This window comes from Priestia sp. ST2 (genome assembly GCF_055810735.1).
On sequence record NZ_JBVVNT010000003.1, the window covers coordinates 231,286 to 245,602 of the forward strand.

A 14,317-nucleotide genomic window follows, 5' to 3' on the forward strand; every position below is an offset into this window, starting at 1 on the left:
AGCTCCTTAACTTCTTTTTTATTAGAATTCCGAAAATTCCCCTGCCTATGCATATCCCTACAACCGACTGTCGTTCTCCTCTAAAAAAACATAAAAAACCGGCAACCACTTTTGCTGGTTGCCGGTTTAACTTTAACTTATTTATTCTCTACAAAACGTCTCTTTCGTATAAAAAAGAATATGAAATATCAAGGAATATATAGTGCATATTATCAATCGGATACGAAAAAGTCCGGATATTCTCACCTGTTTCAATATCATTATACAAATCTGATAATATGCCTTTTTTTTCATAGCTCATTCGAATAATATTCTCAAGAAAATATGGGCGCCAGCTCCAATTTTTCTTTACATATTCAGGTTCAAGAATCCAATCCTCGTTTTTCTTTACATAGTTAGAAGACTTTTGAAATCCGTTTTCATCGCAGATGTAAAGGCGAAAACACACGTTGGATAGTTCTTCTGCAATAACAGGCAGCATATCGTCATACGTTTCTAGCTTTCTGCACTTTGTCATTACCTGCTGCATTTTATCTTGAAAGCGTTCTGTCAGCTGGTAAACAGCAAGCAGCTTTTTCTTTTCGTGAGCGATATACATTTCAAAACGTTCCTTTAGTTTATCCTTTAAGATGTTCGGATCGACAAGTTCAGCAGCCGGCTTATGTAAATAATAACCTTGAAAATACCTGCCTCCGTTTCTCCATGCATATTGCAGCTGATAGGAGGCTTCTATATCTTCGTATAGAAGCGTAGCACCCATTTTTCTTGCTAACAGAGATAAAGAATACAATACGTCTTGATACGACTGCGCCATGTCCGTTTGTCTCAGAATATGTAAATCTACTTTTAAGATATCTGGTGAAAGCAACCCAATCCTGTCTAGATTACTACTTTCTTTTCCTATATTATCAATTGCAATCTTAATACCATATGTTTGATAATACTTTAGTAAGTGTTGAAGTGATTCCAAATCTCCACTAAAATTGTGTTCTGTAATTTCGAGAACAATTCGATCAAGCGATAATCCTTTATTTTCGAAAAGTTGCAATAATTCTAGCAAGGATTCTCCATGATCGTTCATTAATAAATTAGGGTTCTGATTAATAAAAATTAAAAATTGTTCTTCCTGGGTCAACATATGCTCGAGCGCTTGTGTTAAAACAGCATAATCAACTTCTATGCGATATTCATCCGGAATCGCATCATCATGAAAGAATGGGCCGAGACTTTCAATTTCCCCTTCATTTTGAAACCTCGCCAACACTTCATAGCCAATTACTCTATGTCCATCTGCACTAAAAATTGCTTGATAATACGGAAGAGTTTTCTCTATGTTTGTTAATACATCTAACGGGTCCACTCAACTCTCCCCTCTCCTTGTTCACTTTACGTTAGTATAATACGAATAGCATAATTTTGCTAGCCCTTCTCGGTTTGCTTTGTACTTTTTAGTGCGTATCCAACCTTAAAAAGGATGCTGATTTAGCCACTGTCCCCCGTCCATTGTGATGCATTCCCCATTGATATAAGATGCTTCATCGGAGAATAAGAAACTGGCTAATCCTGCTATTTCCTCAGGAGTTCCAAGGCGTCCTAGTGGTACAGAATTCAATGTACGCGCTTTCATTTTTTCTGACTCAAATAATTTATCGGCTCCTCCTGTTCGCTCGATCGGCCCCGGTGCAATCGCATTTACCCGTATACCATATTTCTTTCCCCACTCTACCGCGAGCGTGCGCGTCATGGTTAAAACTCCTGACTTGGCACAAGCTGAATGAATAACACCTGCTCCTGCATTCCAGGCATATGTAGCCACAATGTTTGTAATGGCCCCTTTTGTGCCTTTATTGATCCAATATTTCCCTACTGCGGAACTGCAATAAAATGTACCATTTAATACGATATTAATTACGCTGTTCCATCCGTTAATGGATAAGTCTTCAGCTGCACATATAAAATTGCCTGCAGCATTATTAACTAAAAAATCAATTTGGCCAAATGCCTTGTCCGTTTCTTGAACCATTCGTTCCACATCTTCTGGATTGCGTACATCCATCACCACTGAAAGTACCTGTCCATCAAACGTTTTAATTTCATTTTCTGTCTCTTGTAATCGATCAGCTGATCTACCTGTGATTACCACATGAGCACCTTGTTCTGCAAATCGCTTTGCCATATGTTTTCCCATTCCACTTGAACCGCCAGTAACAATTACGACCTTGTTCTTCAATGTATCTTCCTCCCCAAAACATAAGTGTTTTACAACTATCATTTTACTATTTTTTCTGAATAAAGTGAAATTTTTATCCATTTAACTTAAAAGCAGGCTTCTCGTTGTGATGATAAAAAAAACAATGCTATAATGAAAACTTGAAAACTATAAGGAATAGGTTGATTTTGCATGAAAAAGACGTATACAAGACGATCTTTTTTGAAAGGACTAGCGTCTATTTCGTTAGGGTCTTTGCTCACCACGTCTTTTGGGTATACATATGCCAAATATATTGAGCCTAGACGTCTGCAAATTGTTCGTCATACAATTACTTCTAAAAATATTCCGAAAAGCTTTAACGGAATAAAAATTTTACAATTTAGTGATGTTCATCTTGGACTCTCTTATGATTTATTACAACTAGAACAGCTTATGGTGACCATAAATAATTTGAAGCCTACTATTATATTATTTACCGGAGATTTAATGGATGTACCTAATGAATACCCGCATCCAGAAAGAATTCCCCCGATTTTACAGAGGCTTCAGGCTCCTCTTGGAAAATATGCTATATATGGTAACCATGATCACGGAGGATATGGAACAAATATCTATAAACAAGCCATTGAAGACGCAGGATTTAGACTTTTAGTAAATGAAGTTGACACGGTATCCATGCCTGATAAAAGCTACATTCATATTTGTGGACTCGATGATATTATGCTTGGGAATCCACAATATGAAGGAACGCTAGGGCAATTACAGCCGGATATTTTTTCTATTGCTATGATTCATGAACCGGACGTTGCTGTCAAAGCAGCTCCTTTTCCAGTAGATCTTCAGCTCTCCGGCCATAGTCATGGAGGCCAAATTCAAATTCCTTTTTACGGTCCTTTGATTACACCGCCCTTTGGGACGGTTTACCCTGAAGGAATGTACGAAGTTGGAGATTCCAAAATGAAGCTTTATGTGAATAGAGGCTTAGGAACCACTCGCATTCCTTTTCGTTTTTTAGCTACGCCTGAAATTACGCTTTTCACCCTGCAATCAACATAAAAACGCCCTTACAGGGCGTTTTTATGTTGATTGTCTTTTTTTAGCTGATTATGACCGCCTAATTCTAGTCTTAAAGAAATAAACCAGGCTCAAAAACTTCCGTTCAGCCATACACTACAAAGACAACTGACAAGGAGGTTAAATTATGTACTATCAATATCCCTATACAGGATATCGTAATATTCCAAATGGTGACGAGCGCTTTTTTGGATTTCCTTTTGTTGCTGGCTTAGCTGGTGGGCTGCTTGGCGGACTAGCTGTTGGCGGTTTTGGAGGCAGACCTGGGTGCTGTCCACCACCTTATCCTTATCCAGTTCCGTTTTACGGCGGTGGATTTCCTGGAGGAGGCTTCCCTGGTGCCGGCTATGGAGGCGGTGCTCCTGTTTATAACACATACTACGGACCTGGATACGGTCCTGTTGGTCCCATTCCTAGATAATAACATGACTAAAAAGCCGAGCACTCGGCTTTTTTTATGTTATTCTTGATTGTCGCAAAGAGCATATTGACAAAAAATCTCTTGACTATTAATAGAGAGCTCATGGTCTTTTTTTATGACGTAATGATAATTCCCTTCTTGGTCTTGTTCTCGTGCTTTTACATTATCAGCAAGCATAACTTCAAGCCACTTCCACACTTTTTTTTTCAAATATGTATCCAGGATAGGAAATAAAATTTCTACTCGTTTCACCATATTTCTTGTCATCATATCTGCAGATGAAAAGAAAAACTTTTCCTGTTTATTATGATGAAAATAATAGATTCGGCTATGCTCTAAAAATCGTCCGACAATGCTTCTTACTCTTATATTCTCGCTAACGCCTTGAATTTGAGGGCGCAAGCAGCACGCTCCTCTAACAATGAGTTCGATTGTCACACCAGCTATAGAAGCTTCATATAGCTTCATAATTAAAATTTTATCCGTCAATGAGTTCATTTTCCCAATGATTCTTCCATTGCCATACCGTCTATGATAATGGATTTCCTGATCAATGAGATGCAAAAAATCATTTCTTATATCAAATGGTGCAACGGATAAATGATGATATACTGGTTTTTGCGTATAGCCACTTAAGTAATTAAAAAAATTGGCCGCATCTATCCCGATGTTTCGGTTGACAGTAAAAAGACTTATATCCGTATAGATCTTTGCTGTGGCATCGTTGTAATTCCCAGTACCAAGATGAACAAACCGTTTAATATGCTCTCCTTCTCTTCTCACCACGAGCGTAATTTTACCATGCGTTTTTAAATGCGTCATTCCATATATCACGTGACACCCTGCCCGCTCTAGCTCTTTAGCCCATTGCACATTATTCTCTTCATCAAACCTCGCTTTTAGTTCAACTAGTACCGTCACTTGTTTACCTTTTGCAGCCGCTCGTTTTAATGCTTTAATAACGGGAGAATCTCCGCTTACCCTGTATAACGTTTGCTTAATAGCAAGCACATTTTCATCGTCTGCTGCACCGTTAACAAAATCGAGTACCGGCTTAAACGATTCATAAGGATGGTGAAGCAAAATATCTCTTTGAATCATTTGATCGAAAATATTTTGATCCGGGTGTAACTCTATTGTAAGCTTAGGAATAAAGGCTTTTTCAGCCAACTCTTCATGCGTAGATTTAAGTAATCTATAAAACGAAAATAAACTGGTTAAATCCAGCTGTCCTTCGATCTCATACACATCTTCATCATCAATTTCAAGTACTGACTCTAAATACGCTAGTACACCCTGATCATATGGACTCTTAATCTCAAGACGAACAGCCGCTCCCCATTTTCGCTTCTGTAACTCTTCTTCAATTTCTTTTAGTAAATCTTGAGCGTCTTCTTCGTGAATAGTCATATCTGCGTTGCGGGTAATTCGAAATTGAGAAACGGAAGAAACGCGATATCCCTTAAACAACTTCTTAATAAAATAGGCAATCACATCCTCTAGCAATACAAATAGACGGGTAGAATCTGATGTGGCTATTTCAATGTAGCGCGTTAGCATCGAAGGTACTTGAACGATAGCTAGCCTTCCTTTTATTTCAGCAATTTGCTGCTCATCATTTAAATTTTCTGAAAGGACGACTGCTAAGTTCAAGCTTTTATTCATCAACATAGGAAACGGCCGGTAGGTATCAATAGCCATAGGAGTTAATACGGGAAAGATTTGCTCGTCAAAATACTGTTCAAGCGTATCTAGATTTGATTTTTCCAACTTTTCAACCGCAATGATTTCCACGCCGTATTTCTGTAATTCGGGAAGAAGTGTATGAATATACGTATCATACTGCTGCTCGACTAGATCGTGGTTTTGTTTAGAGATAGAAAATAGCTGCTGTTTAGGAGTTAAGCCTGCTTTGTTTTCAGGTTTGCTAAATCCAGCTTTCACTTGATCTTTTAATCCGGCTACCCGAATCATAAAAAACTCATCTAAATTTGAACTGAAAATTCCTAGAAATTTAAACCGCTCAAGCAAAGGGTTTTTCGTATCTACTGCTTCTTCCAGCACCCGCTTGTTAAAAGCCAGCCAGCTCAATTCACGATTATTGTAATAAGCTGAATCAGCCACTTGTATGGTTTGCCTATAAGTGCGATTACTTTCTAACATTAGCCTCACCTTCCAGGATAATGGATTTAATCTAGTTAGCTATACTGAATATTCTAACCGATTCAGCGTTATTCTAAAGCTTAGCAAATTCAAGAACAATATTTTTTTTCACTACTTTTTCTAGATGCTTTTTCTGTGTTTCAGCCTGATATTGTTCAGGACGAAAGTTTTTTGTACATAATAGTTTAATCGTAACTGTGTTTTCATCGCTTTTCATGTCAATATGTTGAATAACATTTCGCTTTGTTGCATGTAAACCGTCAGCTATTTTTAAAACCGCACCGAGCAGCTGGACTTTTTTTTGTTCTTCTTTTGTTAACCACTTTTTAAAAGGAGCAACATATTGCCTAAAAGAAGACTTCCCTTTATATGAAGAAACAAGTGCCAGCTTTAAACGTTCTCTATGTAAAATTCCATCGATTGTACGATTAGCAAGCACATAAAACGTATGCTGGCTGCTTGATTCGGCATCAATATACTCTCCTATATCATACACTTGCGCAGCTTTTATAAGAAGCGCTAAGTCATCCTCTTTTAAATCAACCGGTCCCTGCTCCTTAAAATGCTGAAACATCATAATAGCTGTGCGGGTAAGCTGTTTGACATAATCTTTATTTACTTCAAACTCTTCCATTATTTCTTGAAAACTTTGCTGTATGACATCGGGGTACATTGGCTGGATATTAGCATCAGATGCTTCCTTAAATAACACCCCTTCTCTTAAGCCTTTGCGGCTTAAGATGAAGCGAGTCGCGTTGACTGTTTCATATAATGATTGAAATACTTCAATCGCTGGCAAAATTGTATCCGCACGATCTTTTGACAAGCGGTCTAGCTTTTGAAGATTGTGATAAGACAATGAGCCTATAGCAGATTTCACATGCAATATATCAGCTAAGTTCATTTCATATTGATGCAGCCCGGCGAGAGGATAGTGGATAAAACCTTGATGCACTTGCACCATACTTCTTGCACTTCCTCCAATTGCTACAATCGGAACTTGGCGATTTAAAAGCCACGGGACAGTATGGAAATACCGGATCACGAAATCGCGGATTTTTACTTTTTCTTCTGCAGTGGGAATATTGCCTTTGACGAACTGCAGACGCAGAGATAAGGCACCGAACGGAAAGCTGTGGTACTGCACTAACTCCCGATTGCGAAAATACGTAACTTCCGTACTTCCCCCGCCAATGTCAATTGTAATGGCTTCTTCGATCGAAGTGGAATGAATAACGGCAACAAAGCCGTAATACGCTTCTTCATATTCAGACAATAGTTGAATAGAAAAGCCCGTTTCTTTTTTTACATGCTCTAGAACTTCTTTTGCATTAGCCGCTTGACGGATGGTAGCTGTGGCCACACAGGTAACGTTCGGTAGCTGCTGATGCTTGATAATAACTCCAAACGTTTTAAGCGTATCAAGCAACGTATATATTCCTTTAGCCGTTAACACTCCTTCTTTACTTAAATAATTTCGAAGCCGTGCAGCTACTTTCACGTTTTCAATTTGCTTAAATCCTCTGCCTTTTTTGTATTCATAAATAACAAGGCGTATCGTATTTGAACCTATATCAATCAGTCCATGTTTATAAGTCAATGTAATTTCAACACCTTTTTCAAAATAACTTTATGCTCACAAAAGTCACTTTTACTTTTTTCAACCGTATACTGTTACAACATAGTCATATATCAAAGGAGCGAAGTTAATGAGATATATAGTAAAGCGCGGTGAAACCTGGCAAAGCGTTTCAGGTGACTACCGGACTCCGGTTGAAGATCTGTGGATGGCTAATCCTTTTGTAAGCCATAGTACGCTGAAGCCTGGGCAAGTAATCATCATTCCAAACCTCCCTGATAAAGAGCTCATTCCTTACACGATCCACGTGTTTATTGCTGAAAAGCAGCTTGAATTACGAAGAAATAATATCATACAAAAAGTCTATCCCATTGCAGCAGGAAAAATGCTGAGTGCAACCCCTACTGGAGACTTTGTTATCGTTAACCGGGAGCCAAACCCCGGGGGGCCTTTTGGCACAATGTGGCTAAGCTTGTCTAAAAAGTCATATGGCATTCACGGAACAAATGATCCAAGTTCTATTGGAAAAGCCGTATCCAAAGGATGCATTCGCATGTATAATGCCCAAGTAAATGAGCTAGCTCAAATTGTGCCAAATGGGACTGGTGTTTATATTCGACCTTCTCGACGAATGGCTCAATAGTTCGGGATTTACTAATCAATGATGGTTTAACTGTGGGAGCAGCATTTTTTTAAAAATAAAAAGTATGGCGTGCTGTTCCACTTTACTTGTATAAGGAAGCGTAACAAAACAAACCCTATACATAGGAAATTTCATTAATTACCAAAATACTTCTTCGTGTAATTATTTTCAAATGGGACAAGACACGCTATAATGAACGTATCAGCTTTCACCTTATAGGTTGAACAGCTGATATGATAGAAAGGGAGTGAACGTATGTCTCAAGCAAATGGACAAGGCTCTTTGACCCCGTCTGTATCTGAGATTGCACAAGCTATTTTCACTGTAAATCGTCACGCAAAAGCTGCTCCTGATCCTAAGCAGTTATATACGTTAAAGAAAATTGCATTAGATCAACTAATTTTAGAAGGAAAAGCCAAAAAAGAAGGACTTCACTTTTCGCCAAACCCTGGTAAAAGTCAACAAAAATCAGATGTACTTGTATCAGTTGGAGACTACTTTTTCCATATGCCTCCAAAGAAAGAAGACTTCAAAGAGTTATCACACCTCGGCCATTTAAACCATCAGTATCGAAATCCCAAAACGACTATGTCATTATCTTATGCGAAGCGCTTATTATCTAAATATACGGGTCATCTCGTACAGCCGGCTAAAAGCCCTGTTTCGACTCCAAGAAAACGGCAAGCACCTGTGTTTAAACCGCTGGGTAAAAGTTATTTTTAAAAAAGTGCCTGAAGTGGAGCAATCTGCTTTCAGGCACTTTTTTGTGATCCTACAAAATATAGAGATCGATCAACTCAACAAGCTCTCCGATTTCCGGCTTACTTACTTGTCCTTCCGCTCCTACCATCTTTCCCTTGTGACGTAAATCTTCTGTGATAAGAGAAGAGAAGATAATGACTGGAAGTATAGAAAGCTGAGGATTTTCTTTCACTTTTTTAGTTAAATGATGCCCATCCATTTGCGGCATTTCTATATCTGTAATAAGCAGCTGGACTTGATCACTGATTTCCACACCTTCATCGATCACTGAGCTTAGATAGTTCCACGCTTCCTCACCGTTCTCAAAAAATTCCGTGTTCTCATAACCTGCTTGTGCAAGAGTATCTTCAATCATTCGGCGCAGCAGCGGAGAGTCTTCAGCCACGACAATCTTTTTATTAGAGCGTTCCCTAGCCCCTAGCTTTTTGATTTTCGACTGATTAATACCCGCATCAGGGTTCACGTCAGAAATCAGCTTTTCAAAGTCTAACAGCAGAATTATTTGACCGTTTAATTTTACCACTCCAGTAATCTGCGTTTCCAAACCTTGATACAAATCTGAAGGCTTCTCAATTTCTTTCCAAGAAATACGGTGAATTTGCGTCACTGCATGGGTATGAAAGACAATTTTTTGCTGATTGAACTCTGTAACAATTAACTTATCTTTTTCAGGCGTATTTGAAGGTTCCATTTTTAACGCTTTTGCTATGTCAACAACAGGAAGTACTTCCCCTCTTAGCTCTATAATACCTTCTATGTAAGAATGCGCATTGGGAACAGGTGTAATAGATACGGGATTAATAATCTCTCTAACTTTTACTACATTAATGCCAAACCAAACATTTCCTATCTCAAATTCGACAATTTCCAGTTCGTTTGTACCACTTTCCAACAGTATTCCTTTATCTGGATTCATATACTTACTCCTCTCATCTCACCTGCTTATCTAATAGTCCATATTTCCCATTATAGTGACCGCCTCTTATATCCGTAAAGAAAAATTTTCTTATTTTGTTATCCTTTTTCCCTAAAACATATACATAAAATATTGTTTTACGAATTAACAGAATATTATATACTATATAAAAACATGAGCGTCGATCCCTTTCGTCTCATCCTCTGCTCAGTTTTTTAATTGCTCTACTTTACTTCTCTATACTAGCTTATGAACTTGAGTCAAACGACTACTCCTATTCGAACGAGGTGTAATTTATGAACAGAGGATTACAAAAAGAAGAAACAAAAAAACGCATCCAAAAAGCCGCTATCTCTTTATTCCAACAGCAGGGATATCAAAAAACGACTGTGTCTCAAATTACCCATGAAGCGGGTGTAGCAAAGGGAACATTTTTTAATTACTTCAAAACAAAAGAAGAAGTTCTTCACTACCTTGGAATTAATTTTACAAACCGTATCTCCTACAAATTAGAACAGCTCCTTCAAACAGAAGAACCAACTGCTGCCATTGTTAAACAACTGTTTTTATTACTAGCACAATCAAACGAAGAAGCGAACCCTCACCTAATCCGTTCTTGGTTTCATATTGCTATTACCAACAGTTCCTTTCAACAATCCGAAATTCTTCAAATTGAAAAAATGCGTGCTCATTTTACAAAAGTTTTTCAAACAGGACAAGACCGAGGTGAACTTATAGTCGATATCCCTGCCGAAGAAATGGCTTCTATTGCTATACTTAATTTTTTTGGCACACTTCTTTACTGGTGTACCAACCAACCCGACTCTGCTACCCTTCAAGAAAGAATAGACAAGTCGGTTACTCTTCTATTTAGAGGGTTTCTTATTCATTCCTAAAAGCCTGTTCACAAATTTTTAATAAGAAATCGAAGATAGCTGTGGACTCTACAGCCAAAACGGTTTATACTACACAAAGTGAATGAATAATCTTAAAAGAAGGTGTTCGTAATATGAAAGGCTCCGTCATTCTTTTTAATGACGATAATGAAATGACCATTATTGAAAACGTAGAAGAAGCTGTATATCAAGATATTAAAGAACAAGAAGGCTCTGATCACTGCGTTGTAACATTGGACGATCATGAAGTTGATTTTGGCTACGTTTCCCCCGTTTATTGGCGTGAAGGCCAAATACACACTGACTAATATACAAGACCTGCATATATATGCAGGTCTTTTTATGCGCTTATTATTTTGAATCTAGAATTGAACGTGAAGCGAGGAATCTCTGATTTCCTAACACATACCTCAGCACATTCGCAGCTAAAAACAGGGTTAACAACTATATAGAAAGGGTACATTTCAAGTAATAGAAGCTGCGTTTTATTTTAAAAAAGGAGGTTTATGTTATGAGTTCTTATCGAAAAAATATGAATCACTATCCTCACTCATCTCAGTACACACCTTACCAACACTATTACGCGAAAGAAGCTGATCGTATTTTAACGACTATGAGTACAAACTTTAATAAACAGCATTTGAAATCTCTTATCGACGATGCGTTAGATAACAGAGACGAAGAACAATTTTATGAACTAACAACTGCTTATAATAAGCTATATAACGCCTAACTTAAAACCACTATTTGCAAAATGCGCAAATAGTGGTTTTTTACCTATTTTCATTGTGATAAAATGAGTTGAAAATACGCGGAAGGATTTGAAACCATGGAGCACTTAATCAATAAACGTGTCAAAGAAATTGAACTATCAGGAATACGTACATTTTATAATATGGTCTCACAATACCAAGATGTTTTATCCCTCACAATTGGACAACCTGACTTCTTAACACCACAGCATGTAAAAGAAGCGGCAAAATCTGCAATTGATGGTAACCAAACTTCTTATACCCACAATGCTGGAACAATAGAACTGCGCGAGGCAGCAGCTCAATTTGTCAAAGAAAAATATGACTTGCACTATAACCCAGCGGATGAAGTGATTGTGACCATTGGAGCTAGTCAAGCAATTGACATTGCTCTTCGCACCATTTTAGAAGAAGATTCTGAAGTTATTTTACCTGGACCTGTTTACCCAGGATACGAACCGCTTATCCGGTTAAACGGCGCTAAACCTGTACATATTGATACAACCGCAACAGGATTTCGACTAACAGCGGATTTAATCCAACAACATCTGACGTCTAAAACAAGATGCGTCATCTTACCTTATCCGTCTAACCCTACAGGCGTGACGTTGTCACAGCAAGAATTAGAAGAAATTGCCGCTCTTTTAAGCGATAAAAATATTTTTGTACTATCCGATGAAATATACAGCGAGCTCGTTTTTGATAAAAAACATCAGTCCATTGCCTCCATTTCCTCTATGAGAGAGAAAACAATTGTTATTAACGGAGTATCAAAGTCTCATTCTATGACAGGCTGGCGAATTGGCCTTTTATTTGCTCCTTCTTATTTAGCCAAACATATTTTAAAAGTTCATCAATACAACGTGAGCTGTGCTTCTTCTGTCTCTCAAGCAGCTGCACTCGAGGCACTGACAGCAGGTAAAAACGATGCGGTGGATATGAAAAAAGAATACGAACAAAGGCTGAATTATGTGTATGACCGATTAGTAAACATGGGATTTGACGTAGAAAAGCCGACGGGTGCTTTTTATATCTTCCCTTCTATTCAGAACTTCCACAGCAATTCATTTGATTTTGCCCTGGAGTTAGTAAAAGAAGCAGGTGTTGCACTAGTACCCGGCAGCGCTTTTTCTTCCCACGGTGAAGGATATGTACGCCTGTCGTATGCGTATTCCATGAACACGCTGCGTGAAGCCTGTGATCGAATTGAAGCTTATCTTACATCTCGTCAATCACGCTAAGCCGATGGTAAGAAGTGTATGCATTTTTTTGTGAGTGACAGCACATAAGAGCGGGTATACTAGAAGCATATAAATTGACTTCAATAGTGTATCATTATAAAATGTGCATCGATTCACTAAAGAAATACATACTTTTAACGGAGGTTTTTATTATGACAAAAGATTTTTTTGATGTGGTAAATGAACGTACATCGATTCGAGAATATGACTCTTCAGCTAAATTAAGCAAAGAAGAATTAACGGAACTTTTAGAAGCAACAGTGAAGTCACCATCAGCTTGGAACTTACAGCACTGGCATTTCGTTGTTATTACAGACCAAGATGCGAAAGAACGTCTACTTCCAATTGCTTACAACCAAAAACAAATTACAGAAGCAGGCGCTGTAGTAGCTGTCTTAGGTGATTTAGAAGCCAATAAAAATGTAGATGACGTGTACAACCCACTAGTCGAAGCAGGTCACATGACAGAAGACGTAAAAAATATTTTGTCAGGACAAATTAACGGCGCTTATAAAAACGGTGCTTTCGCCCGCGATGCAGCGTTTACGAATGCTTCTCTTGCATCTATGACATTCATGCTTGCAGCAAAAGCAAAAGGATTAGACACTTGCTCAATGGGCGGATTTAACGCTCAAAAATTTGTAGAAGAATTTAAAATTGAGGATCGATACATTCCGGTTATGCTTATCTCAGTTGGAAAAGCGGCTAAAGAAGCACACGCTAGCGACCGTTTACCATTGGATCAAGTTACAACTTGGATTTAACAAAAAACCCTGCGGCTGCAGGGTTTTTCTATGTAACTAAATGGATTTCACCATGCCTCCGTCGATTAGAAACGACTGGCCTGTCATATATGAATTCGCTCCCGAGACAAAGAAAGCAACGGCTTTTGCAAACTCTTCAGGCTGACCGTAGCGTTTAAGAGGAATTTGGTTTCTCATCTCTTCTTCAATTTCTGAAACGTCTACTCCCAGTTTTTCAGCACGAGTAGTATCTAGCTCTTTCACTCGGTCTGTTGCAATTCTTCCTGGCGCAACCGTGTTAATTAAGATACCGTCCTCTGCTAGTTCTGAAGCAAGTGTTTTGGTAAGCCCCACGATTCCTGTACGGAAGGTATTTGACAGAATAAGTCCAGCAATTGGCTCTTTAATGGAAGAAGAAGCAATATTGACAATACGTCCTCCGCTCTTTTTCATAACGGGCACTACCTCACGAATGATACGAATATAACTGAGGAGATTTAACTCAAATGCATGCTTCCAATCATCATCTGTTAACGAAAGGAAGTTCCCTGCTTTAGGACCTCCTGTATTATTAATTAAAATATCAATGGTTCCAAACGTATCTACTGTATATTGAATAACATCTTGAATATCTTGAGTTTTCGTGACATCTGCCGTTTTATGTAACACTTGTCCGCTTCCAAGGTATGAAATCTCTTCCGCTACTTGGATTAGTTTCTCTTCTGAACGACTTGCAATCATAACGTTTGCGCCTTCTTCTGCGAGCCTGGCAGCAATCGCTTTGCCAAGCCCTTGGCTCGCCGCAAATACAAGCGCTGTTTTTCCTTTTAATTCAACATCCATTTCTTTCACCTCGTCTAATAGTTCGAATCTTTTTAACTTTATCACGTTCTCGTCAAATTCTTCAATAAATAT

General features: G+C 38.3%; 15 protein-coding genes. 9 read left to right on the plus strand and 6 right to left on the minus strand.

What is annotated here, in order from left to right:
- Positions 1–148 precede the first annotated feature (148 nt).
- Both AC0KUU_RS13680 and fadH read right to left on the minus strand, forming a co-directional pair.
- Positions 149–1,360 carry an EAL domain-containing protein gene (locus AC0KUU_RS13680; RefSeq protein WP_013056032.1) on the minus strand — a complete coding sequence of 404 codons (1,212 nt, stop codon included), beginning with the start codon at positions 1,358–1,360 and terminating at the stop codon, positions 149–151.
- 105 nt (positions 1,361–1,465) lie between these two features.
- Positions 1,466–2,230: a 2,4-dienoyl-CoA reductase gene (fadH, locus tag AC0KUU_RS13685; protein ID WP_043979573.1), complete on the minus strand. Its 765-nt coding sequence runs from the start codon at positions 2,228–2,230 to the stop codon at positions 1,466–1,468.
- 171 nt (positions 2,231–2,401) lie between these two features.
- Between fadH and AC0KUU_RS13690 the strand changes: the two genes are divergently transcribed.
- Positions 2,402–3,268: a metallophosphoesterase gene (locus AC0KUU_RS13690; RefSeq protein ID WP_043979575.1), complete on the plus strand. Its 867-nt coding sequence runs from the start codon at positions 2,402–2,404 to the stop codon at positions 3,266–3,268.
- 145 nt (positions 3,269–3,413) lie between these two features.
- Positions 3,414–3,707, plus strand: coding sequence for a hypothetical protein (locus tag AC0KUU_RS13695; RefSeq protein ID WP_043979576.1), 294 nt, complete (start codon positions 3,414–3,416; stop codon positions 3,705–3,707).
- 39 nt (positions 3,708–3,746) lie between these two features.
- On the opposite strand, the gene AC0KUU_RS13700 is transcribed toward AC0KUU_RS13695, so the two are convergent.
- Both AC0KUU_RS13700 and AC0KUU_RS13705 read right to left on the minus strand, forming a co-directional pair.
- Entirely contained in the window at positions 3,747–5,870 is a 2,124-nt protein-coding gene (locus tag AC0KUU_RS13700) for an RNA degradosome polyphosphate kinase (RefSeq protein WP_165575396.1), read from the minus strand.
- Positions 5,871–5,943: 73 nt separating this feature from the next.
- A complete protein-coding gene (locus tag AC0KUU_RS13705) occupies positions 5,944–7,470 on the minus strand; it encodes a Ppx/GppA phosphatase family protein (protein ID WP_280559292.1) in 1,527 nt (508 codons plus the stop codon).
- A 109-nt stretch (positions 7,471–7,579) separates the two neighbouring features.
- Between AC0KUU_RS13705 and AC0KUU_RS13710 the strand changes: the two genes are divergently transcribed.
- Together AC0KUU_RS13710 and AC0KUU_RS13715 are read left to right on the plus strand one after the other, a co-directional pair.
- Positions 7,580–8,092, plus strand: coding sequence for a L,D-transpeptidase family protein (locus AC0KUU_RS13710; RefSeq protein WP_016763420.1), 513 nt, complete (start codon positions 7,580–7,582; stop codon positions 8,090–8,092).
- Between the two features lie 255 nt (positions 8,093–8,347).
- A complete protein-coding gene (locus AC0KUU_RS13715) occupies positions 8,348–8,815 on the plus strand; it encodes a YkyB family protein (RefSeq protein ID WP_013056025.1) in 468 nt (155 codons plus the stop codon).
- Positions 8,816–8,864: 49 nt separating this feature from the next.
- Here AC0KUU_RS13715 and AC0KUU_RS13720 read toward each other — a convergent pair whose 3' ends face one another.
- Positions 8,865–9,770, minus strand: coding sequence for a chemotaxis protein (locus AC0KUU_RS13720; RefSeq protein WP_162213852.1), 906 nt, complete (start codon positions 9,768–9,770; stop codon positions 8,865–8,867).
- Between the two features lie 296 nt (positions 9,771–10,066).
- Here AC0KUU_RS13720 and AC0KUU_RS13725 point away from each other — a divergent pair, with 296 nt between their 5' ends.
- From AC0KUU_RS13725 to AC0KUU_RS13745, 5 genes are all read left to right on the plus strand, one after another.
- On the plus strand, positions 10,067–10,666 hold the full coding sequence (locus AC0KUU_RS13725; protein WP_043979581.1) for a TetR/AcrR family transcriptional regulator: 600 nt from the start codon (positions 10,067–10,069) through the stop codon (positions 10,664–10,666).
- Positions 10,667–10,779: 113 nt separating this feature from the next.
- Entirely contained in the window at positions 10,780–10,974 is a 195-nt protein-coding gene (locus AC0KUU_RS13730; protein ID WP_013056022.1) for a hypothetical protein, read from the plus strand.
- 203 nt (positions 10,975–11,177) lie between these two features.
- Positions 11,178–11,399, plus strand: coding sequence for an IDEAL domain-containing protein (locus AC0KUU_RS13735; protein ID WP_013082268.1), 222 nt, complete (start codon positions 11,178–11,180; stop codon positions 11,397–11,399).
- Between the two features lie 96 nt (positions 11,400–11,495).
- Positions 11,496–12,659: an aminotransferase A gene (locus AC0KUU_RS13740; protein ID WP_043979583.1), complete on the plus strand. Its 1,164-nt coding sequence runs from the start codon at positions 11,496–11,498 to the stop codon at positions 12,657–12,659.
- A 152-nt stretch (positions 12,660–12,811) separates the two neighbouring features.
- Positions 12,812–13,423 (plus strand): nitroreductase family protein, encoded by a 612-nt coding sequence (locus AC0KUU_RS13745; RefSeq protein ID WP_025749407.1) that lies wholly within the window; start codon positions 12,812–12,814, stop codon positions 13,421–13,423.
- 36 nt (positions 13,424–13,459) lie between these two features.
- Here the strand turns inward: AC0KUU_RS13745 and AC0KUU_RS13750 are convergent, their stop codons facing one another.
- On the minus strand, positions 13,460–14,245 hold the full coding sequence (locus AC0KUU_RS13750) for an SDR family oxidoreductase (protein ID WP_043979586.1): 786 nt from the start codon (positions 14,243–14,245) through the stop codon (positions 13,460–13,462).
- Between the last annotated feature and the right edge of the window lie 72 nt (positions 14,246–14,317).